The organism is Bacillus sp. AFS073361 (assembly GCF_002567005.1).
Lineage (GTDB): Bacteria > Bacillota > Bacilli > Bacillales > Cytobacillaceae > Neobacillus.
Genome location: NZ_NUZU01000030.1, coordinates 156,718 through 177,921, shown reverse-complemented (window position 1 = coordinate 177,921; position 21,204 = coordinate 156,718). Strand labels below are relative to the sequence as shown.

Sequence of the window (21,204 nt, the reverse complement as noted above, 5' to 3'; positions counted from 1 at the left end):
GGTAGTATGAAACAAGTATACTTTATTATTAATCCCAAAGCTGGCAATGGTCATTGCTTTAAGATTTGGGAAAGAGTGGAGCACCAACTAAAAGTTAATCATGTAAATTATCTTGCATTTTTTACTGAATACCCTGGACATGCAAAGATTCTTACCACGCAAATTGTGCAAAAGACTTCTGAGCAAAAGATTGTTATTGCTGTGGGTGGAGATGGAACGATGCACGAGGTGATGAATGGGGCAGTCAACGATAATAAAATTACACTAGGATTTATTCCTGGAGGGTCTGGAAATGACTTTTCTAGAGGTTTTCAAATTCCTGCTGATCCTGTTGAAGCCATAGCAGTAATACTCCGTCTGGCAAAACAAAAGGGTTTGTCAATCGATATCGGGAAAATTAAATTGGCTGAATCAAATGAGCGCTTTTTTATTAATAACATGGGTGCTGGATTTGATGCCCTCATTTCCTATGAAGTAAATCAATCCCGGATGAAAGCCATATTAAATAAACTCTCGATGGGTAGAATGGTTTATGTTTATTTTTTGTTAAAAAAATTATTTACTTATAAAACCACTACAATTGATTTATCAATTGACGGGAAAAAGCATATATTTGAACAGACATGGTTTGTAACTGTTTCGAATCAACCCTTTTATGGCGGTGGGATGAAAATTGCCCCTGATGCTGAACCAGATGATGGCCTTTTTGACATTACCGTGGTCCATCAATTATCACGATGGAAACTGCTGCTTGTTTTTATAAGTGTATTTTGGGGAAAACACACCCATTTTAAAGAAGTGAAAACTTATACGGGCAGGAGTGTGTCCATCCATTCTCCAACAAAACTTTTTGTTCATGCAGATGGAGAGCATATCGGAACTACACCATTTAAGATAGATCTTCAAGTAAGCGCTCTGGAAGTGTTAACAAGAAGAAGTCATCCGAAAGAAGTGGAGATGAAAGAGAGGGACTCGAATGATTGCTACTGACCGAAATTTCTTCGCCTATCTAGATGAGATGAAGATCATTACGATTCTTCTACCTCTTTCCTATCATCACGGATTGTCATCCTCCTTTTCGATTACAAGTGATTTTCAGGAACATCCATTGAAAATCATCGAGAAGAGACAAATAGATAATAAAATGAAATATATTTGCGAATTTTCAAAAGAGTATTCCTTTGAAAAACAATATGTAATTATCGATGAGCATGGAGGGAAAACTGACCTCCAAATTGGTGCCGTGATTCGAACAGAGGAATTTGACGAGAAATTTTATTATGACGGAAAGGATCTCGGTGTTACCTTCCAACCGGGGCTAACCCGGTTTAAGCTTTGGGCACCCACCGCTACCCAGGTTAAATTAAAGTTACGTCCATCTAATAGTACTTTTTCAGAAATTGTAAAAATGAAACGAGAAGATCACGGCATTTGGACCGTAGCTGTTAACCGTGATTTAGAGCTCTATCAATATAGTTTTCTAATCTTAGTCAATCAAGAATGGCGTGAGGCTGTGGATCCTTATGCTAAAGCTGTGACCGTTAATGGAGAACTTGGAGTGATTGTAAGATTTGACGAAACCCAGCGAACGCGTCTTAACTTACCTAAAATTGAAAATCCAGTGGATGCCATTATATATGAGACCCACATAAGGGACTTAACGATTCATCCTAAAAGTGGTGTGAAGAATAAGGGTCTGTATCTAGGTGCTGGTGAGCAAAATACAAAAGGAATGGATGGGGAACCCACGGGGTTAGCGTATATTAAAGACTTAGGTGTTACCCATATTGAATTCCTTCCTTTCCATGATTTTGCTGGTGTGGATGAACTGCATCGAAATAAGGAATATAATTGGGGATACAATCCTCTTCATTTCAATGCCCCTGAAGGAAGCTATTCAACGAATCCTGCCAATCCATATTCAAGAATCATCGAATTAAAACAGTTAATTGATCAAGTTCATAGTCTTGGTCTTAGAGTAATCATGGACGTCGTATATAATCATGTATATGTTCGTGAGACCTCATCCTTTGAAAAGGTGGTTCCTGGGTATTATTTCCGTCATAACGAGGTCGGACTTCCTTCAAATGGTACGGGAGTTGGAAATGATATTGCATCGGAACGCAAAATGGTCAGAAAATATATTGTGGATTCCATTCAATATTGGTTGGAAGAATATCATATCGATGGGTTCCGCTTTGATTTAATGGGGATCTTGGATGTGGAGACCATGAAAGAGGTAAGGAAAGTTTGCGATAGGCATTCAACAGGGACGATCATCATCGGTGAAGGCTGGAACCTCAATACACCACTTCCAGCAGAGCAGAAAGCAACAATTGGAAATCAGGCAAAAATGCCAAGTATTGCTCAATTCAATGATAAATTTCGTGATTCTATAAAGGGAAGTTCTTTTAACTTATTTGATAAAGGTTTTGCCTTAGGTAATGACCATTACCTCGAGGCAGCTAATGAAGTGATAACTGGGAGCATCGGTTTTACTAAACACGGGCCGGGTACTTTTAATGAACCTTCTCAATCACTAAATTATGTAGAATGTCATGATAACCACACGATGTGGGATAAACTTCAAGCATGTCTCCCCGATGCTGATGAATCGTTACGAATAAAGTATCATCGGCTCGCTACAGCGATTGTTTTGTTGTCCCAGGGAGTCCCCTTTCTACACAGTGGCCAAGAGTTCTTTCGAACAAAAAAGGGGGAGGGGAATAGTTATCGTTCCTCTGATGAAATCAATCAACTGGACTGGGAAAGAAAAATTATATATAAAGATAATGTAGAATATGTAAAAGGACTTATTCAAGTACGTAAGAAATTTTCTTGTTTCCGAATGAGAACTCCTGCAGAAATCCGATCAAATATCCGCCAAATGCCATTAGCTTCACCACTGTTAGGATATAGGTTTATAGGGGATAATGAACTAATTTTACTAATCAATCCCACCACGAAAGAGCACAATATAACGTTACCTGACGGGAATTGGACGGTCTTAGTTGATGATGTAAACGCAGGGATTACTGCCGGGCGGAATATGTATAGGAAAGAATGGAGTATTGAACCAGTCTCCATAAATGTTTTGCTAAAAAAATAGTTTCTGCAGATATACTTGACGAAAAAAGGTAATCCGAGATAAAATTTAATAAGATGGCTATTGTGTGCAATGGTTTCAATAGCTTTTTTTTTATTTAAAAAAATAAAAGCTGTTGATGAAACTGTGGTAATATAAGACCTTCCGGCAACGCAGGTTATACCTCTAAATATAGAGGAATAAGCCCATAAGAACGGCATAAATTGAAGGTGAGCAATTTTGGATCATATACTAGGACAAGAGTGGGAAATTACCCCTGCTGGAGGCAAAACAGGTGAAGCCTTTTATGCAAAATATCAAGACCAAAGGCTTTTTTTGAAGCGGAATTCGTCTCCGTTCCTTGCTGTACTCTCAGCAGAAGGCATTGTCCCAAAGCTTGTTTGGACAAAAAGGTTGGAAAGTGGAGATGTAATTACTGCACAGCAGTGGCTTCCCGGCAGAGAACTAAAGCCGTCAGAAATGAATCAAGAACTCGTGGCAAGACTGCTGAAGAAGATTCATTGCTCAGAGCCAATGCTGGGAATGTTAAGCCGGATAGAGACTTCTCCATTACATCCAGAGCCTATATTGAAATCGGTGGTAAATGAGTTAGATGAGCAGACACTTTCCTTGCCTGAAGTGCAAAATGCAATGAGCTTTTTAAAAAAGGAAGCATTAAATGTCTATTGCGATGAGAAAGTGGTTTGTCATGGTGATGTTAACCATAACAACTGGCTGCTTGCAGAAGACAACCAGTTGTATTTGATTGATTGGGACGGGGCAATGATCGCCGACCCCGCCATTGACCTAGGATTGCTCCTATATTGGTATATTCCAAAAGAGAATTGGCAGGATTGGTTAGGCATGTACGGCAAAGAGCTGACCGATAACCTAAAGTTACGAATGAAATGGTATGTTACCATTCAGACGCTTTCTTCAATTCAATGGTATAAAAATAAAAATCGCTTGGAAGAAATGAACAAATGGATAAAGTTCTTGGGTGAAATTCTCTAATCAGGAAAATTGGTCTATATTACTTACCCAGCTTGATAAGTTTGCTTGGTTAGATAAAATATGTTGATCTAAATCAGCAGTACCAACTCCATGGTGGCTGTATTGATATACTTCCTGTAAGATATTCTTAACATTTTGATCCACCTCGGTGTTCACCATTAGAGATTTCACCAATCGCTCTAATTGTTCACATTCGGCAACGGACCCACAGCAATCGGTTTGATGATTGTTTAATATATCTTTTAATAAAGTGACTTGGTCATCATGACTTAATGGCATGAATGGACACCCTCTCAAGTGTTATTTAAAAACAAGAATTCACACTGTTAGGTTGTGAATTCTTTTTTTGTTTATTCATGATCTTATTTTCCATTAAGTTAAACTTGTACTGAAAAATGGTGCATGATATATGTAACGAACAAAATTATTATTAGGAGTGTCATAAATGAGAGTTAGACATAAACCTTGGGCAAAGGAAAAAATAGAGCAGCATCCACAATATATTGTTGCCAATCCTGAAGAATATAAAGGAAAATGGCATGAAGTATTTACTAACGATCAGCCGCTACATATTGAGGTGGGTACAGGCAAAGGTCAATTTATTACGGAAATGGCTAGAGCGAATCCGACGATAAATTATATTGGTATTGAATTATACGACAGTGTCATCATTACTGCTTTAGAACGATTAATTGAAGCGGATTTACCGAATCTAAGGCTCCTTAATGTAAATGCAGTGGATTTGCCGAAATATTTTGCCAAAAATGATGTGGACCAGGTCTATTTAAACTTCTCTGATCCATGGCCAAAATATCGTCATAGAAAAAGAAGATTAACATATAAGGATTTCCTAAAGCTTTATGAGGATATTATGGTTGATGGTGGTGAAATCCATTTTAAAACAGACAATCAAGGCTTATTTGAACATTCCTTAATTAGCTTTTCAGAGTATGGATTGTTATTAAAGTACATCAGTCTAGATCTTCATAAAAGTGATTATGAAGGTAACATCATGACAGAGTATGAAGAGAAATTTTCAGAAAAAGGAAGCCGTATTTATCGCTGTGAAGTAAAATATCAAAACTAACTTTTTAAGGACAGTTCATTAATGAGCTGTTCTTTTTATTTCTTCAAGTATATACAAAATGTTAATATATAGAAAATGGGCAAAGGGGGCAGAAGGATTGGAAACAGTAAAAGTTGGTGGTGTGACACTAACCTGGTTATCAGGAGGAGTAACAAATTTAGATGGCGGGGCTATGTTTGGGGTTGTACCGAAAGGAATGTGGTCGAAGAAATATCCCTCCAATGAAAGAAATCAAATTGAATTACCAACGGATCCGATGTTCATTCAAATGGATGGAAAAAATTTCTTAGTTGAAACAGGAATTGGTAAAGGGAAATTATCAGAAAAACAATTAAGAAATTTCGGTGTAACGAAAGAATCAGAGTTGGATGAATCTTTAGCTAAGTTAGGTTTCCATCCAGAAGATATCGACTACGTCTTGATGACTCATTTGCATTTTGACCATGCAGGCGGCTTGACAAAACTAGAAAATGGACGATACGTTTCAGCCTTTCCCAATGCAAAAATCATTACTTCACAGGTAGAATGGGATGAAATGCGTAACCCTAATATCCGCTCGAAAAATACATATTGGAAAGAAAACTGGGAAGCGATTGAATCGCAGGTAGTTCCTTTTGAAGAAAAATGGAACTTAGGGGCGCTGACCTTGGTTCATACCAGCGGTCATAGTAACGGACATTCCATCCTTATTATAGAGGATCGGGGAGAAATGTTGATTCATATGGCTGATCTGATGGCAACTCATGCCCATCAACCAGTGTTATGGGTGATGGCTTATGACGACTATCCGATGACTTCGATTGCAGCAAAGGAAAAATGGCTTCCATACGGATTACGGAATCACGCATGGTTTAGTTTTTATCATGATGCTTTTTACCGGGCAGTGAAATGGGATACAGAAGGAAAGCAAATTGTTGAAAGTATTAAAAGAGAAAATTAAGTAAAAAAATAGCCGTAACCATTCAGGTACGGCTATTTTTACTATGAAACAAGTTCGTTGGACAAAGACCGAATATCCAAAAGGGTACCAGTTTGGGCATCGGCAATGAATTCGAATTGTTCTGTTGTCCCATTATTGTTTTTAGAAATACCGCCTTTATAGACGAGGTAATCGATGTGCTGTTTTTCATACGGCTCTGCTTCCATATGTATCCATGAACCATTGATTGGTCCATTCTTAGTAAATTGCCTTTTTACTTGTTCTAATACTTTTTCGGGCGATACATTTGTTCTACCATAAATGATTTCTTTGGCAGCATATCCGCTAATCAACCCGACCGTTGCACCAAGGAGAAATGACTTCCAATTCATAAAGGACCTCCCAAAGATAAAATTTGGAAAAGATAGGATTCTCTTCTCAGTATATCGTATTTAGGGATAAGGAACATACTATTACTAATATTAAATTCAATTGATGGAAAGAGAACTCAAAGTTTTGTAAAATTATAATATACATAATTAAATCTGAGAAACCTAAAGGAGCTCAAAAAATGAACGATCAAACCTTAAAACTTTTTCAAACACTAACAGAACTTCCTGGTGCTCCCGGAAATGAACATTTGGTCAGAAAATTTATGAGAGAACAATTATCTCAATACGCAGATGAGCTTGTTCAAGATAATCTGGGCAGTATTTTTGGCATGAAAAGAGGGGAAGAGACAGGCCCGACGGTCATGGTTGCGGGTCATATGGATGAAGTAGGATTCATGGTGACGGCGATTACGGAAAATGGCATGCTTCGCTTTCAGCCTCTTGGCGGCTGGTGGAGTCAAGTAATTCTTGCTCAGCGTGTTCAAGTGATGACCAATAATGGTCCAGTCATTGGTGTCGTTGGTTCGATACCTCCACATCTTTTAGACGATGCAAAGCGTAATAAACCAATGGAAATTAAAAATATGCTGATAGATATCGGCGCAGATAATCGTGAGGATGCCAAACGGATAGGGATTAAGCCAGGTCAGGCAATTCTGCCAATTTGTCCATTTACACCGATGGCCAATCCGAAAAAAATATTAGCCAAAGCATGGGATAACCGCTATGGTTGTGGTTTAGCTATTGAGTTACTGCAGGAATTAAAAGATGAGACTTTACCAAATACACTATTTTCAGGGGCAACGGTTCAAGAAGAGGTTGGTTTACGTGGTGCCCAAACTGCTGCAAATATGATAAACCCGGATATCTTTTTTGCACTTGATGCAAGTCCGGCAAATGATATGACGGGTGATAAGAATGAGTTTGGCCAATTAGGTAAAGGGGCATTGCTTCGCATTCTTGACCGGACAATGGTCACGCATCGCGGGATGAGAGAGTTTGTCCTCGATACAGCTGAAACGAATAAAATTCCCTACCAATATTTTGTTTCGCAGGGAGGAACAGATGCCGGCCGGGTTCATCAATCAAATGAAGGTATTCCTAGTGCGGTTATTGGAATATGCTCACGTTATATTCATACCCATGCCTCAATCGTTCATGTGGATGATTATGCAGCTGCGAAAGAACTAATTGTTAAACTAGTCAAAGCGTGTGACAAAACAACGGTTGATACGATTAAAGCTAACAGTTAGGTTACCTTTTTAGGGGGGCATTTTTATGCTCCCTTTACTTTGTTAAAAGGAGTAAATATCATCATGAAAATTATCATTGGGTCAAAGAATCCTGCTAAAATTAGTGCGGTGAAAAATTGTTTTACTGAGGACCATGAGTTTGTTGACTTAGACATCCCATCAGGTGTTAATGAGCAGCCGTTTTCCGATGAGGAAACAATTAAAGGTGCTATTAATCGGGCAAAAGGTGCTTTAAACCTAGGGAGTGGTGATGTTGGGATTGGACTTGAAGGAGGTGTACAAGAAACCAGTTACGGATTATTTATATGTAACTGGGGAGCACTTGCAGCCAATGATGGAGAACCGATTATTGCCGGCGGGGCAAGGATCCCACTTCCGGAAGAAGTTGCGGTCCGATTAAGGGCGGGTGAAGAACTCGGACCAGTTATGGAAGATTATGCGAACAGTAAAAATGTAAGGAAACAAGAGGGAGCAGTTGGTATTTTTACTAACGGAATGGTAAATCGCTCTGAAATGTTCACTCATGTTATGAACCTGTTAGTGGGACAATACAAAAGGGGCAGATGATTGGACTGAAAAGTAGTCTACTGCTATGATTTAAGAAGATAGCCATGAAAATGAGCAAAAGATTCTAACGGAGGCGTTGAATTTGAAGAATTTAGAGTCAGTTGAGCAATTTGAACAACTGCGCGATCATGGAAAAACAATTTTCATGTTTTCAGCAGGCTGGTGTCCAGATTGTCGAATTATTGAGCCGATTTTACCAGAAATAGAATCAAAATTTAATGAGTATACATTTATTCATGTTGATCGAGATGAGTATATTGATATATGCCAGCAATTAGATGTCTTCGGAATCCCAAGCTTTATCGCATTCGAAGACGGAAATGAACTAGGCCGATTCGTAAGCAAAGACCGAAAGACACAAGAAGAAATAGAAAACTTTATCTCAGGTTTAAAATAATTTTTAACCACTGCTGATTGGAGCAGAAATCAATACAAGTTTTAGCAGAACCAAAATTATTTAGAACTCTCCATCACTTTGAGATGGAGGGTTTTTCATGTAAAATAGAAAAGCAGCTCCTAAAATGGAGGAATTTAAAATGAAAATGGATAGCAGAAAAATGAAAACCGAATTAGAGAGACGCCTGTCTCGTGAAGATCGGGTGATTACCTACGATCGAGAGAAGGACCAATTGCGCTTTGAAAGCAAAGAGTCAGGAAAAGGTATAACAGTCGCTTTACCTGGGATTATTGCCAAATGGCATATCGAAAAAGAGAAAGCCATCGATGAAGTTGTTTATTATATTGAAGAAGGGCTTCGTGCGATGGAGGACACAGTTCAGTTAACCGATCATGAGAGGAAAATCTTCCCCGTCATTCGCTCCTCATCCTTCCCAAAGGAGGCAGAAGAGGGGGTGCCATTTTTAATTGACGAGCACACAGCTGAAACAAAAATTTATTATGCCTATGACCAAGGCAACACCTATCGGTTAATCGACTCTCGTATTATGGCAAAAGAGGGCTGGGAAGCAAACAGAATTAAGGAAATTGCTTTATTTAATGCGAGATCCCTTTCTACTCCCCTAAAAGAGGATCAAGTTGCAGGAAATAGCTTTTACTTTTTAAACACAAATGATGGATACGATGCGAGCCGGATCTTAAATAAGGTGTTCTTAAATGAATTCCAAAAGAAGATGACGGGGACAATGGTGCTAGCTGTTCCACACCAGGATGTTTTAATTATTGCTGATATTCGTAATGATCGAGGATATGATGTGATGGCACAGATGTCCATGAGCTTTTTTGCAAACGGTCATGTGCCAATAACAGCTTTATCATTTTTATATGAAAATGGTGAATTAGAACCCATTTTTATTTTAGGAAAAAACAAATAATTAAACATAGATGAAGGATCACATTCACAGTGATCTTTTTTCATTGAACTATTTTTACAGAGTGTATTTTGCCTCATTTATAAGAATTATGTCGATAAAATCTAAAAAACTGATAAAATAAAGTGATAGATTTAAAGTAGTTAGTAGAAAGAGTGATAGTTTTGAGCTGGTTCCAAAACCTATTTCAAAAATTAAGAAAAGAAGAAGATGATGAATTTGAGAGTTACTTAATACATAAACAAGAAGGCCAGCCGTTTCTAAACAAAAAAGAAAATTTTAAGGATTTAGAGACCAAGGTGTCCTATCAGTACCCAAAAGGCAGTAATCATCCTTTTCATCCGCCAAAACTTAAGGAAACACCAAAGGAAAATGAACAAACATTACGACAAAAAAGAAAAAATTCCCACCCAGAACCGCCTAAGCGGATCATTAGGGAAAAGCCAGAAGTTCAAATGGTAAAACAGGAAATGCCTAAACATAAAAAAGAACCATCTCTGAAGAAGAACGGTACCTTCCAACCGACAGAAATTCCTTCTCCCGTTTTTGGGTTTAATCGGCCCAAGAATACGGATAAAATTGTCGAGCATGAATTAAGCCGCTTTTTAGAAGAGAATGAAGGAAGTCTGGTTGACAGTCCAACTGTTTCAGAAGTGATGACAACTGAAATAGAAATCACTAAACAATCAGAAATTGACATGGAAATTTTCGAAGTGGAAACAATTCCTGGAGAAATGATTCAAAAAGAAACCGTAGTAGAAGCACTGGATGAAGACTCACATGAAGAGGTTAAAGAATTAATAGCAGCAGCAAACGATTCAAATGATGCAGAAGAGGATTTACCTGAACTAGAGACCTTATTAGAACCAGAGTCCGAATCAGAACTAGAGATTATCTCAGAACCAGAGACTAACTCAGGATTAAAGATCATCTCAGAACCAGAGACCAACTCAGGATTAGAGATTATCTCAGAACCAGAGACCAACTCAGGATTAGAGATCATCTCAGAACCAGAGGCAGCACCAGAATCCACAGTACCAAAGCGTTCCCATTTGCCATTTAATGTGATGATGTTAAAACAAGATAAACAAAAATGGGAAGAGCGAAAGAAAAATAGGGGATCGGAAGCACAAGTTGTGCGGTCACAAGAACATGTGCCTCCTGAACAAAATAACCAAGTGATTGACCTATTCCCAAAAAAGGAAGAAGTCATCCAAGATAAACCAGATGATAGTGATTATGTGCTGCCAACATCTAGTTTGCTAAACCCTCCTGTGACAGTGGGGAATGATATGAAATGGTTATTAGAGCAAGAGGAAATATTAAACGAAACCTTAAAAAACTTTAATGTGGGCGCTAGTGTCGTTAATGTAACACAGGGTCCTTCGGTAACTCGTTTTGAAGTTCAGCCGGAGCCGGGTGTTAAGGTAAACAAAATTACCAATTTAACGGATGATATTAAGTTAAGCCTTGCTGCTAGAGATATTAGGATGGAGGCCCCCATACCAGGAAAGCATACGATTGGGATTGAAGTTCCCAACCAAAAGTCACGTCCTGTATTCATTAACGAAATAATTCAAAGTAGTACTTTCAAAGAATCAAGCTCTCCCTTAACAGCTGTGCTTGGTCTGGATATTGCCGGAAAGCCGATTGTCACAGACTTAAAGAAAATGCCGCACGGTTTGATTGCTGGTGCAACAGGATCAGGGAAGAGTGTGTGCATTAACACGATTTTAGTTAGCTTACTTTTTAAAGCCAGTCCTGAAGACTTAAAGCTATTATTAATTGATCCAAAAATGGTCGAACTCGCACCATACAACCGTATTCCGCATCTTGTCAGTCCAGTTATTACGGATGTTAAGGCGGCGACAGCTGCATTAAAATGGGCGGTCGATGAAATGGAAAGACGCTACGAATTGTTTGCCCATACCGGTGTTCGTGATATTAATCGCTTTAACGAACTGGCAATAAAGCATAAACAGTATGCAGACAAACTTCCATTTATTGTGATTATTATTGATGAATTAGCTGACTTAATGATGATGTCACCAGCAGATGTGGAAGAAGCAATTTGTAGAATTGCTCAAAAAGCAAGAGCTTGTGGGATTCATTTAATAGTCGCGACACAAAGGCCATCAGTGGATGTAATAACCGGCTTAATTAAAGCCAATATTCCTACCCGAATCGCCTTTTCTGTTTCTTCTCAAGTGGATTCACGCACGATCATAGATATTAGTGGGGCAGAAAAGTTACTCGGCCGCGGTGATATGCTATTTTTAGAAAATGGCTCATCTAAGCCTGTCCGTTTGCAGGGAACGTTTGTCTCGGATGAAGAAATTGATCTGGTCGTAGGTCATGTAAGGGAACAGCGAGAACCAGATTACTTGTTTGAGCAAGAGGAATTATTGAAAAAAGCTCAAGTATCGGAAACAGAAGATGAACTTTTTTATGAGGCCTGTGAATTTATCATTGATCAAGGCGGAGCATCAACATCAAGTCTGCAAAGGCGTTTTAAAATAGGCTATAATCGTGCAGCAAGATTGATGGATATGCTTGAGACTAGTGGCTATATTACTAGTGCAAATGGAAGCAAAGCGCGTGAAGTATTAATTACCCATGCAGATTTAGAATCGATTTTAGAGGCTAATGCAAATAATTAATTGATAGTATTCTTTCATGACTAGGACAAATAATATATAGTGAAATAACTAGTCAGAATCTAAAGAATTTGTTTACAAATAGTTTTTCAGTGTGATTAATGATATAATAATTAAATATGTTTTTTAGAGGTTATTGAAATTATTTATAGTGTACAATAGCTCTCTGTTTTCTTGTTAGCAAATACAGACAGATGTCATATACTGTTCTACAGATAGACGTTGTTGGAGGTTCTTCTATGACTATTTACCATTTTGTCGGTATAAAGGGGTCTGGAATGAGTGCACTCGCACAAGTTCTACATGATATGAAATTTCAGGTGCAAGGCTCCGATGTCGAAAAGCGCTTTTTTACACAACTGGCCCTTGAGCAATCAGGGATTACGATTCTTCCTTTCCAAAAGGAAAATATCAAGCCAGGAATGACGATAATTGCAGGGAATGCTTTTCCGGATACACATGAGGAAATACAGGAAGCGATGAAACTTGGGCTTCCTATTGTGCGTTACCATCGCTTTTTGGGTGACTTTATGCAAAACTTTACAAGTGTGGCAGTTACTGGTGCACACGGAAAGACGTCTACAACAGGCCTGCTTGCCCATGTGATGGAAGGAGCTAAGCCAACATCATTTTTAATTGGTGATGGGACTGGTAAAGGAAAAGAAGGCTCAGAATATTTTGTATTTGAAGCTTGTGAATACAGAAGGCACTTCTTGTCTTACTTCCCTGACTATGCAATTATGACGAATATAGATTTTGATCATCCTGATTATTTTGCAAATATTGATGATGTCTTTTCAGCGTTTCAAGAGATGGCCATCCAAGTGAAAAAAGGAATATTTGCTTATGGTGATGATGAACAGCTTCAGAAAATTCAGGCAAAGGTTCCCGTTTTGTTTTATGGTTTTGGCGATGAAAATGATTATCAAGCAAAAAATCTTGTGAAGACAACTACTGGAACGACGTTTGATGTCTTCATTCGTAATACATTCTATGACACATTCACTATTCCAACTTTCGGCGATCATAGTGTATTAAACGCACTTGCCGTTATCGGTTTGTGTCATTATGAAGAAATTAGTGTAGAAATAGTCAAGAACGAATTAATTACCTTTCAAGGTGTAAAGAGAAGATTTTCAGAAAAAAGAATCGGTTCACAAATATTAATCGATGATTATGCCCATCATCCGACTGAAATTAAAGCAACAATTGATGCGGCAAAGCAAAAATATCCCGACCGTAAAATTGTGGCTGTATTCCAACCACATACTTTTTCGCGAACTCAAGCGTTTCTTGAAGACTTTGCCAAAAGTTTAAGAGAAGCAGATAAAGCCTATTTATGTGAGATTTTTGGGTCTGCTCGTGAAAATCATGGGAAACTAACCATCAAGGACCTTCAAGCAAGAATCGAAGGATCTGAAGTCATTACGGAAGAGCATACTTCGGTTTTAAATGACTATGACAATAGCGTCATTATTTTTATGGGTGCTGGTGACATTCAAAAGTTCCAGGAATCCTACGAAAAACAGTCAGCTAAATAATAAAGAAAGGATGCCAGCAAGTTGGCATCCTTTCTTTTATTTTGGCTGTGTTAAANNCCTGCGGGGTCTCCCCTGCCCCGTACTCCCGCAGGAGTCTTCGTGCCTTCCTCTCCAATCAACAGAGTGCCAAAATAAATATTAACCTTTAACACAACCTTTATTTTAAGTTTTCCGGATTTAATACCTCTAACTCTGGAAGAACAAATAGGCCATCTTTTCGTATTAAGACATCGTCAAAATAGATTTCTCCTCCGCCATACTCCGGCCGCTGAATGTTAACCATATCCCAGTGGATATTGGAATGGTTGCCATTAAAGGCATCATCATAACATTGCCCAGGTGTAAAATGGAAGCTGCCAGCGATTTTTTCATCGAACAAGATATCTTGCATTGGATTAAGAATGAACGGATTAACGCCAATAGCAAATTCACCAATATAACGTGCACCTTCATCGGTATCGAAGATTTTATTAATCCGACTAGAATCATTGGATTCCGCTTCAACAATCTTCCCTTCTTTGAAGGTTAACTTCACATTTTCAAACGTAAACCCTTGGTATGGTGAAGGAGTGTTATACGTAATTACGCCATTGACTGAGTCGCGAACAGGAGCCGTATAAACCTCACCGTCAGGAATATTTAATCGTCCAGCACATTTTATGGCTGGTATATCCTTAATGGAAAAGCTAAGGTCAGTTCCTGGACCTGTGATTCGAACTTTGTCTGTTCGGTCCATTAGCTCTTTCAGACTATCCATTGCTTTATCCATTTTACCGTAATCAAGGTTACAAACATCAAAATAAAAGTCTTCAAATGCCTCTGTACTCATCTTAGCTAATTGAGCCATGGAAGAAGTTGGGTAGCGAAGAACAACCCATTTTGTCTTTGGAACACGAATGTCGCGATGAACTTTTTTACCAATCGTATTTCCGTGGATTTTCATTTTATCATCTGGGACATCGGATTGTTCACTGATGTTATCCCCGGAACGAAGGCCTATGTATGCATCCATTTTACTCATTACATTTGCTTCGAATTCGGCCATCATGTTATATTGCTCTTCTTGAGCTCCAAATAAGAGTGAGCGGTCTACCTGATGGTCCTTTAACAGCACAAAAGGGTATCCCCCCGCTAAGTAGGCTTCCTTTACGAGGGCGGTCACAAGCTCACGCTGCAGCCCGAAGTTCTCAATTAAAACCTTTTCTCCTTTTTGGAGCTGGACCGAATAATTAATTAAGTTTTTTGCTAGTTTTTCAATACGAGGATCTTTCATACTTTACGCCTCCAACAAAAAATAATGTTCTTACTAACATATTGTAACCGAATAAGCCTTAAAGTTGATAAATAAAACTATTGTAGCCCATACTTGTTGAAATTTTTTAAAGAAACGGCAGGAAAAGAGGACAAAAATATGGAAGTAGTATAAGATAATTAGCGAGGTTTATATCTTTTCATGATGGGATATACATATTGATAGGATTAAGGCGGAGGTGCACGATGCAAATAATTTTATACTTAAGCGTAGCCTTGATAGCAATCGCGTTTTTTGTGCTTGTCATCTTTTTATCGACAACGCTCAAATCATTTCAAGTTACACTTACAAGCGTTTCAAAAACTTTAGCTGGATTGGAAAAACAGTTGGATGGTGTAACAGCTGAGACAACCGTACTTTTACAAAAAACAAACGCATTAGCAGATGATCTCAAAGAGAAAACGGAAAGCTTAACAAGCGTTGTAGATGCGGTAAAAGATGTGGGCACAACAGTCAATAAATTCAATGGAACACTTAAAAATATTACAAAAACAGTGGATATCCAAGTTGAGGAAAGCAAAGAAAAAATTTCGCAAATTGTGCAATGGAGTAATGTCATTCTAGAATTAAAGGATAAATGGCAGGCAAGAAAGCAACAAAAAAGTGAGATAAGCGTAAATGAAGGTAAGAAGGTTAGATCCCATTAAGAACTAGAGGAGGAATTTGAAGATGTCAAATAGGGAATTTGATTCAAGAGAGACGAATCAAACTCGAAGTGAGGAGTCATCCAATAGTTTTCTGCTTGGTGCAATTATTGGAGGAATAGTTGGTGCTGCTGTTGCTCTCTTTCTGGCTCCCAAATCGGGAAAAGATCTGCGGAATACGTTTAGTAACCAAGCTGGGTCCATCATCGATAAGACATCGACAATGAAAGAAAATGTAATGAGCAAAAGTAATGAATTAGTCTCTAAGAGTTCCTCGCTGTCCCAAGGAATCGTCTTGCAATCTACAGGACTATTGGATAAGGTTAAAGGGAAAATAACAAACCAAGGCGAACGAGAAGACGAAACAGAATCAACCTATATTCCCATTCAGCCCTTGAAAGAAAAGAGCAAAGCAAAGAAATCCATCGAAATTGGACACTTAGATAGCACTGAAATAAGAAAAAAACTCGAGGAAGCGGAAAGGGCATTAGAAGAGGAAGAAAATAAGGTTAAGCTTTAAAAACATGGATGAATTGAATCAGTTTATTTGTGATAGAAACGGTGGAGTGATAAAATTACTTCACCGTTTATTTCATTTTTGGAGGAATGTACATATGTTAGAGAAAATTGATTCAATTGAACAATTTGATGAAGTATTGAAAAAGGAGAGTAAGTTCTTTCTCTTAAAGCACAGTTTAACATGTCCCATTAGCCATGCAGCATACAAGGAATATGAAAAGTTTGCAAATGAAAATCAGTCTGTACCCACTTATTTCCTTGCTGTTCAGGATTCTCGTCCATTGTCTAATGAGGTGGCTGAAAAATTCCAAATTAAACATGAATCACCGCAAACGATCCTATTTTCAAATGGAGAGCCATTATGGAATGCTTCCCACTGGAAAATTACAAACCGCTCCCTAACAGGTGCTATTGCTGAAAATCAATAAATTCATTAAAGTTTGCGTTTAATAAAAGGCAGATTTCGTTCTAATATTATACACAATGCTTTAGCGCTTAAAAGCGTTTAACCATTAAAGAAAAAATTAGTGACAAATAAAAACATATCCGATATAATAAGCCTAATTATAAAGATGAATATATTTGAATGTACACGTTAAGCTTTTCACAAAAGAACATATATGCATTCAGAACTTTTTAACAGAAAGATCTGTTTAGCAAAGGAAAAGGCGGGGACGAAGGATGGGCAAAAAAATCGAATTAGAACAATTGAGGGCACGGGTCGATGAGCTAAACTTAGAATTGTTAAGATTAATTAATGAAAGGGCACAGCTGGTTCAGGATATCGGCCGAGTGAAAGAAAACCAAGGTGTGTACCGTTATGATCCAGTCCGTGAAAGAAAGATGCTTGATATTATTAAAGAGCATAATGATGGTCCTTTTGAAAATTCAACAATTGATCATATTTTTAAAGAGATTTTTAAAGCAGGTCTTGACCTCCAACAGGATGACCATAGTAAGGCATTGCTTGTTTCTAGAAAAAAACAGCCTGAAGATACCATTGTAACATTAAAAGGTGAAAAGATTGGCGATGGCAAGCCACACTTCGTATTTGGTCCGTGTGCAGTCGAATCATATGAACAAGTGGCAACAGTAGCGAAATCGATGCAAGAAAAAGGCTTAAAGCTTCTTCGAGGCGGCGCTTATAAACCAAGAACTTCTCCTTACGATTTCCAAGGGTTGGGGGTAGAAGGCTTAAAAATCCTAAAACGGGTCGCTAAGGAATTTGATATGGCTGTAATCAGTGAAATTGTCAGCCCTGCCGATATTGAAATGGCGATTGATTATATTGATGTCATCCAAATTGGGGCACGTAATATGCAGAACTTTGAATTGTTAAAAGCAGCGGGTTCTGTAAATAAACCTGTATTGTTAAAAAGAGGGATTGCGGCGACAATCGAAGAATTTATTAATGCGGCCGAGTACATTGCCTCACAGGGGAATAGCCAAATCATTCTTTGTGAACGAGGCATAAGGACTTATGAGCGCGCCACAAGAAACACTCTTGATATTTCAGCGGTACCAATTTTAAAACAAGAAACACATTTACCTGTCATGGTTGACGTAACTCATTCTACTGGCAGAAGAGACCTTTTATTACCGTGTGCAAAAGCTGCTATTGCAATTGGTGCAGATGGTGTGATGGCTGAGGTACATCCAGACCCGGCCGTGGCGCTTTCCGATCAAAAGCAGCAAATGGATCTTAATCAGTTTGATAAATTCTATAACGAACTTCTCGCATCCAACTATGTTCGGGTTTAATTGTAAGAAATAGTAATAAAAACCTTCTGCTTCTTCATTGCAGGAGGTTTTTTTGATATTATTTAGTATTTTTGCAAAAAATGTTGACAAATGCAATTGCGGCTTTTCCCTTCTTATCGTATGATTAAATACATATTAAAGATTGTTTACGTTCTCACAAACAAAAACAAAAAACAAATGATTAAGTTTATACAACCTGTTGTAAAATAATGAAAACAATGATCGTTTTAGGAGAGTGTGTATTAGGTGAATATAACAATTTATGATGTCGCAAGAGAAGCAAATGTTTCGATGGCTACGGTATCCCGTGTAGTAAACGGAAATCCGAACGTTAAACCAGTAACACGGAAAAAAGTGTTAGAAGTGATTGAAAGACTAGGCTATCGTCCGAATGCTGTAGCAAGGGGATTGGCTAGTAAAAAAACAACCACTGTCGGGGTAATTATTCCCGATATCTCAAATATCTTTTTTGCAGAATTAGCTCGTGGGATCGAAGATATTGCCACAATGTATAAGTACAACATTATTTTAAGCAATTCAGATCAAAACAAAGACAAGGAATTACATTTGCTTAATACAATGCTTGGCAAACAAGTGGACGGGCTAGTATTCATGGGTGGCAATATCACAGCAGACCATGTCGAAGAATTTGAAAAATCACCTGTACCAATTGTGCTTGCGGGTTCAATTGAAGAATCCAACACAATACCTTCCGTAAATATTGATTATGAGGAAGCGGTATATGACTCCATCAAGGAATTTATTGAAAAAGGTCATAAGAATATTGCTTTTGTCGTGGGTCCACTTCATGAACCTAAGAATACAATCAAGAAACTTAGAGGGTACCAAAGGGCATTACAAGAAGCTGGCATTGCTTATAATGAGGAGCTTATCGTTGAAGGTGATTATACCTACGACTCTGGGATTGAAGCAATCGAAAGACTACTGGAAATCTCAGCTAGACCTACGGCGATCTTGGTTGGATCTGATGAAATGGCACTTGGCGTTGTGCATGGTGCAGAGGACAAAGGTTATAAAATTCCTGAGGATTTTGAGGTTATCACATCTGATAATACAAGGCTGTCACTGATGGTGCGTCCGCAATTAACAACCATCGTTCAGCCGTTATATGATATTGGAGCAGTTGCGATGCGACTTTTAACCAAATTGATGAACAAAGAAAAGGTATCAGATCAAATTGTAGTTCTTCCACACCGGATTGAACACCGTCGTTCAACAAAATAATTGTAAAGATGGGTTGACCAAACTTGGTCAACCCATCTTTTTATATCGACTCACTTTTTTGTTGGCTTCTAATTGGGTAAAGAGCTTTTTCGAGTGTTAATAAATTCTTTTCGGTAATCTCTGCTTTTCTCGGGATGGGGGTATATAAATTTTCTGGGTCATCCCATTCCTTTGGTAATGCCACTGGAGATTCTTTTTGCCAAGTATCTATCCATTCTTGAGGTAAACGGCCATAACAGTTTGAGTTTTCAGTCATCTCATGCCAAATTATAGCCCAGGCTCTTGGAACGACACGCCAAATATCATAGCCACCGCCGCCAACAGCAATCCATTTTCCGTTACAATATTGATGGGCGATTTCATGGGCTAGTCTAGGTATTTCCCGATAGGTTTTCATGGTTGAAGATAGATGTGTTAATGGGTCCAAATAGTGAGAATCTGCGCCGTTTTGGGTAAGAATCACATCGGGTCTAAAAAAATCAGCTACTTCTCTAAGGGCATGTGTATAGGCGTAAAGCCAAGATTCATCTTCGGTAAAAGCATCAACGGGTATGTTAAATGAGTAACCATAGCCCATCCCTTGACCGCGTTCATTTACATTGCCAGTGCCAGGGAATAAATATCTTCCTGTCTCATGGATGGACAGTGTGCATACCTTGGGATCATCGTAGAAGGACCATTGAACCCCATCTCCATGATGAGCGTCAGTATCCACGTATAAAACACGAGCATTATATTTTTCCTGTAAATATTTGATGGCGACCGAACTGTCATTATACACGCAAAACCCAGACGCTTTTCCCCTGAATCCATGATGCAGCCCTCCGCCTAAATGGAGAGCATGCAGAGCCTTTCCAGTCATAACTTGATCGACGGCTGTTAATGTCCCTCCAACAAGTAAAGCGCTCGCTTCATGCATGTTAGGGAATATAGGGGTATCTTCTGTACCAAGTCCATAGTTTTCGGCTATTCCTGGAGATAATAGACCATTGCCTGCTTTTTTTACTGCTTCTATGTAATTTATGTCGTGAATTAAGGCTAGCTCTTCATCAGAGGCTATTCTTGGCGGGATGACATTTTCTGAATGAAGCGCATTCATCTTTTCTAATAAGTCCACTGTTAATTTAAGCCGGAATTGGTCAAAAGGATGTTGATTACTGAATTTGTATTTCAGAAGCTCATCTGAAAATACGAAGGAACACTTATCACTCATAGTGAAATCCCCGGCAGATTAGGCCAAAGTACGTGAAAACCAGCCTGTTTAAGATCTTGAATTAATAAAGTGGGATTCATTGTCTGTACTCTAATCACAAGTATTTTAAACTGATCATCCAACTTATCAGGGTAAACGAGGACACTCAGAATATTTGCATTCCGTTGCTTAATCACAGTGGTTATTTCACTAAGTTTACCGGCAAGATTAGGAACCTTGATTTCAATTTGAGAACCTGGCTGATGGGCACCCGTTAATTCCACCATTGTCCAAAGTAAATCGGTTTCAGTCACGATTCCGACTAATTCCCCATTATTGATGATAGGAAGACAACTGATTTTATGTTCATAAAAAACGCCAGCTACTTCCTCTACAAAATCTAAGGGATGACCGGTAATAACGTTTCGTTCCATAATTGAGTTAAGTGGTTTTTTTATATCTTCTGGATGCTCATTCGCATGGAAAATAGATGGAGTTGCTTCATGGATTTTTGCCACTGTTACAAGGCCCACTAAATGTTTTTCATGGTTGATAATAGGGATATGGCGTATTTTTCTTGATTCCATTAATTGAATGGCGTCTGCAATGGTATCTGTCGGAAGGAGTGTGGCGACATCTGTTTTCATAATTTGTTCTATTATCATTTGAACATCCTCCTTTCTTAAGC

General features: G+C 38.4%; 20 protein-coding genes and 1 pseudogene. 16 read left to right on the top strand and 5 right to left on the bottom strand.

Annotated features, from left to right (window positions below):
- Window positions 1-6 precede the first annotated feature (6 nt).
- The 3 genes from COJ96_RS14680 to COJ96_RS14670 all read left to right on the top strand — a co-directional run bounded on the left by COJ96_RS14680 (window position 7) and on the right by COJ96_RS14670 (window position 4,099).
- Window positions 7-990 carry a diacylglycerol/lipid kinase family protein gene (locus COJ96_RS14680; protein WP_098574560.1) on the top strand — a complete coding sequence of 328 codons (984 nt, stop codon included), beginning with the start codon at window positions 7-9 and terminating at the stop codon, window positions 988-990.
- Complete coding sequence (gene pulA, locus COJ96_RS14675; protein WP_098574559.1) at window positions 977-3,109, top strand: type I pullulanase; 2,133 nt, start codon at window positions 977-979, stop codon at window positions 3,107-3,109. Before COJ96_RS14680 ends, pulA begins: the two co-directional genes overlap by 14 nt.
- Window positions 3,110-3,325: 216 nt before the next feature.
- Window positions 3,326-4,099 carry a phosphotransferase family protein gene (locus tag COJ96_RS14670; RefSeq protein WP_098574558.1) on the top strand — a complete coding sequence of 258 codons (774 nt, stop codon included), beginning with the start codon at window positions 3,326-3,328 and terminating at the stop codon, window positions 4,097-4,099.
- On the opposite strand, the gene COJ96_RS14665 is transcribed toward COJ96_RS14670, so the two are convergent.
- A complete protein-coding gene (locus COJ96_RS14665; protein WP_098574557.1) occupies window positions 4,100-4,378 on the bottom strand; it encodes a YtzH-like family protein in 279 nt (92 codons plus the stop codon). It lies immediately after the preceding gene.
- A gap of 166 nt (window positions 4,379-4,544) precedes the next feature.
- Between COJ96_RS14665 and trmB the strand changes: the two genes are divergently transcribed.
- Window positions 4,545-5,186, top strand: coding sequence for a tRNA (guanosine(46)-N7)-methyltransferase TrmB (gene trmB / locus COJ96_RS14660; protein WP_098574556.1), 642 nt, complete (start codon window positions 4,545-4,547; stop codon window positions 5,184-5,186).
- 97 nt (window positions 5,187-5,283) lie between these two features.
- Window positions 5,284-6,126 (top strand): YtnP family quorum-quenching lactonase, encoded by an 843-nt coding sequence (locus tag COJ96_RS14655; RefSeq protein ID WP_098574555.1) that lies wholly within the window; start codon window positions 5,284-5,286, stop codon window positions 6,124-6,126.
- Window positions 6,127-6,167: 41 nt separating this feature from the next.
- Here COJ96_RS14655 and COJ96_RS14650 read toward each other — a convergent pair whose 3' ends face one another.
- Window positions 6,168-6,497: a PepSY domain-containing protein gene (locus COJ96_RS14650; protein WP_098574554.1), complete on the bottom strand. Its 330-nt coding sequence runs from the start codon at window positions 6,495-6,497 to the stop codon at window positions 6,168-6,170.
- A 179-nt stretch (window positions 6,498-6,676) separates the two neighbouring features.
- On the opposite strand from COJ96_RS14650, the gene COJ96_RS14645 reads away from it, so the two are divergent.
- The 6 genes and pseudogenes from COJ96_RS14645 (at window position 6,677) to murC (ending at window position 13,843) form a co-directional block, all read left to right on the top strand.
- Window positions 6,677-7,750, top strand: coding sequence for a M42 family metallopeptidase (locus COJ96_RS14645; protein WP_098574553.1), 1,074 nt, complete (start codon window positions 6,677-6,679; stop codon window positions 7,748-7,750).
- 63 nt (window positions 7,751-7,813) lie between these two features.
- Entirely contained in the window at window positions 7,814-8,317 is a 504-nt protein-coding gene (locus tag COJ96_RS14640) for a DUF84 family protein (protein WP_098574552.1), read from the top strand.
- A 58-nt stretch (window positions 8,318-8,375) separates the two neighbouring features.
- Window positions 8,376-8,714 (top strand): annotated as a pseudogene (locus tag COJ96_RS14635) (thioredoxin family protein); the annotation flags it as partial.
- A 145-nt stretch (window positions 8,715-8,859) separates the two neighbouring features.
- Entirely contained in the window at window positions 8,860-9,648 is a 789-nt protein-coding gene (locus COJ96_RS14630; protein WP_098574605.1) for a DUF1444 domain-containing protein, read from the top strand.
- Window positions 9,649-10,100: 452 nt separating this feature from the next.
- Window positions 10,101-12,305: a DNA translocase FtsK gene (locus COJ96_RS14625; protein ID WP_373561700.1), complete on the top strand. Its 2,205-nt coding sequence runs from the start codon at window positions 10,101-10,103 to the stop codon at window positions 12,303-12,305.
- Window positions 12,306-12,541: 236 nt separating this feature from the next.
- The gene (gene murC / locus COJ96_RS14620) at window positions 12,542-13,843 is read left to right on the top strand and encodes a UDP-N-acetylmuramate--L-alanine ligase (RefSeq protein ID WP_098574549.1); all 1,302 of its coding nucleotides are present in this window, start codon (window positions 12,542-12,544) and stop codon (window positions 13,841-13,843) included.
- A 157-nt stretch (window positions 13,844-14,000) separates the two neighbouring features.
- Here murC and COJ96_RS14615 read toward each other — a convergent pair whose 3' ends face one another.
- Complete coding sequence (locus COJ96_RS14615; protein ID WP_098574548.1) at window positions 14,001-15,116, bottom strand: aminopeptidase; 1,116 nt, start codon at window positions 15,114-15,116, stop codon at window positions 14,001-14,003.
- Window positions 15,117-15,340: 224 nt separating this feature from the next.
- Between COJ96_RS14615 and COJ96_RS14610 the strand changes: the two genes are divergently transcribed.
- The 5 genes from COJ96_RS14610 to ccpA all read left to right on the top strand — a co-directional run bounded on the left by COJ96_RS14610 (window position 15,341) and on the right by ccpA (window position 19,324).
- On the top strand, window positions 15,341-15,802 hold the full coding sequence (locus tag COJ96_RS14610; RefSeq protein WP_098574547.1) for a DUF948 domain-containing protein: 462 nt from the start codon (window positions 15,341-15,343) through the stop codon (window positions 15,800-15,802).
- A 22-nt stretch (window positions 15,803-15,824) separates the two neighbouring features.
- Window positions 15,825-16,319: a YtxH domain-containing protein gene (locus tag COJ96_RS14605; protein WP_098574546.1), complete on the top strand. Its 495-nt coding sequence runs from the start codon at window positions 15,825-15,827 to the stop codon at window positions 16,317-16,319.
- Between the two features lie 94 nt (window positions 16,320-16,413).
- On the top strand, window positions 16,414-16,746 hold the full coding sequence (gene ytxJ / locus COJ96_RS14600) for a bacillithiol system redox-active protein YtxJ (RefSeq protein ID WP_098574544.1): 333 nt from the start codon (window positions 16,414-16,416) through the stop codon (window positions 16,744-16,746).
- 253 nt (window positions 16,747-16,999) lie between these two features.
- On the top strand, window positions 17,000-18,079 hold the full coding sequence (locus tag COJ96_RS14595; RefSeq protein WP_098574541.1) for a bifunctional 3-deoxy-7-phosphoheptulonate synthase/chorismate mutase: 1,080 nt from the start codon (window positions 17,000-17,002) through the stop codon (window positions 18,077-18,079).
- A gap of 246 nt (window positions 18,080-18,325) precedes the next feature.
- The gene (ccpA, locus tag COJ96_RS14590; protein ID WP_026563283.1) at window positions 18,326-19,324 is read left to right on the top strand and encodes a catabolite control protein A; all 999 of its coding nucleotides are present in this window, start codon (window positions 18,326-18,328) and stop codon (window positions 19,322-19,324) included.
- Window positions 19,325-19,364: 40 nt separating this feature from the next.
- Here ccpA and COJ96_RS14585 read toward each other — a convergent pair whose 3' ends face one another.
- On the bottom strand, window positions 19,365-20,537 hold the full coding sequence (locus tag COJ96_RS14585) for an acetoin utilization protein AcuC (RefSeq protein ID WP_098574538.1): 1,173 nt from the start codon (window positions 20,535-20,537) through the stop codon (window positions 19,365-19,367).
- Complete coding sequence (locus tag COJ96_RS14580) at window positions 20,534-21,181, bottom strand: acetoin utilization AcuB family protein (protein WP_098574535.1); 648 nt, start codon at window positions 21,179-21,181, stop codon at window positions 20,534-20,536. Before COJ96_RS14580 ends, COJ96_RS14585 begins: the two co-directional genes overlap by 4 nt.
- Window positions 21,182-21,204: the final 23 nt, after the last annotated feature.

What these genes read in the sequence shown, in the direction of transcription:
- ytxJ (WP_098574544.1), top strand. Translation starts at nt 16,414, where the DNA reads ATGTTAGAGAAAATTGATTCAATTGAACAATTTGATGAAGTATTGAAA.
- trmB (WP_098574556.1), top strand. Translation starts at nt 4,545, where the DNA reads ATGAGAGTTAGACATAAACCTTGGGCAAAGGAAAAAATAGAGCAGCAT.
- murC (WP_098574549.1), top strand. Translation starts at nt 12,542, where the DNA reads ATGACTATTTACCATTTTGTCGGTATAAAGGGGTCTGGAATGAGTGCA.
- COJ96_RS14630 (WP_098574605.1), top strand. Translation starts at nt 8,860, where the DNA reads ATGGATAGCAGAAAAATGAAAACCGAATTAGAGAGACGCCTGTCTCGT.
- COJ96_RS14645 (WP_098574553.1), top strand. Translation starts at nt 6,677, where the DNA reads ATGAACGATCAAACCTTAAAACTTTTTCAAACACTAACAGAACTTCCT.
- pulA (WP_098574559.1), top strand. Translation starts at nt 977, where the DNA reads ATGATTGCTACTGACCGAAATTTCTTCGCCTATCTAGATGAGATGAAG.
- COJ96_RS14625 (WP_373561700.1), top strand. Translation starts at nt 10,101, where the DNA reads ATGGTAAAACAGGAAATGCCTAAACATAAAAAAGAACCATCTCTGAAG.
- COJ96_RS14650 (WP_098574554.1), bottom strand. Translation starts at nt 6,497, where the DNA reads ATGAATTGGAAGTCATTTCTCCTTGGTGCAACGGTCGGGTTGATTAGC.
- COJ96_RS14585 (WP_098574538.1), bottom strand. Translation starts at nt 20,537, where the DNA reads ATGAGTGATAAGTGTTCCTTCGTATTTTCAGATGAGCTTCTGAAATAC.
- COJ96_RS14615 (WP_098574548.1), bottom strand. Translation starts at nt 15,116, where the DNA reads ATGAAAGATCCTCGTATTGAAAAACTAGCAAAAAACTTAATTAATTAT.
- COJ96_RS14595 (WP_098574541.1), top strand. Translation starts at nt 17,000, where the DNA reads ATGGGCAAAAAAATCGAATTAGAACAATTGAGGGCACGGGTCGATGAG.
- COJ96_RS14610 (WP_098574547.1), top strand. Translation starts at nt 15,341, where the DNA reads ATGCAAATAATTTTATACTTAAGCGTAGCCTTGATAGCAATCGCGTTT.
- COJ96_RS14580 (WP_098574535.1), bottom strand. Translation starts at nt 21,181, where the DNA reads ATGATAATAGAACAAATTATGAAAACAGATGTCGCCACACTCCTTCCG.
- COJ96_RS14665 (WP_098574557.1), bottom strand. Translation starts at nt 4,378, where the DNA reads ATGCCATTAAGTCATGATGACCAAGTCACTTTATTAAAAGATATATTA.
- COJ96_RS14605 (WP_098574546.1), top strand. Translation starts at nt 15,825, where the DNA reads ATGTCAAATAGGGAATTTGATTCAAGAGAGACGAATCAAACTCGAAGT.
- COJ96_RS14680 (WP_098574560.1), top strand. Translation starts at nt 7, where the DNA reads ATGAAACAAGTATACTTTATTATTAATCCCAAAGCTGGCAATGGTCAT.
- COJ96_RS14640 (WP_098574552.1), top strand. Translation starts at nt 7,814, where the DNA reads ATGAAAATTATCATTGGGTCAAAGAATCCTGCTAAAATTAGTGCGGTG.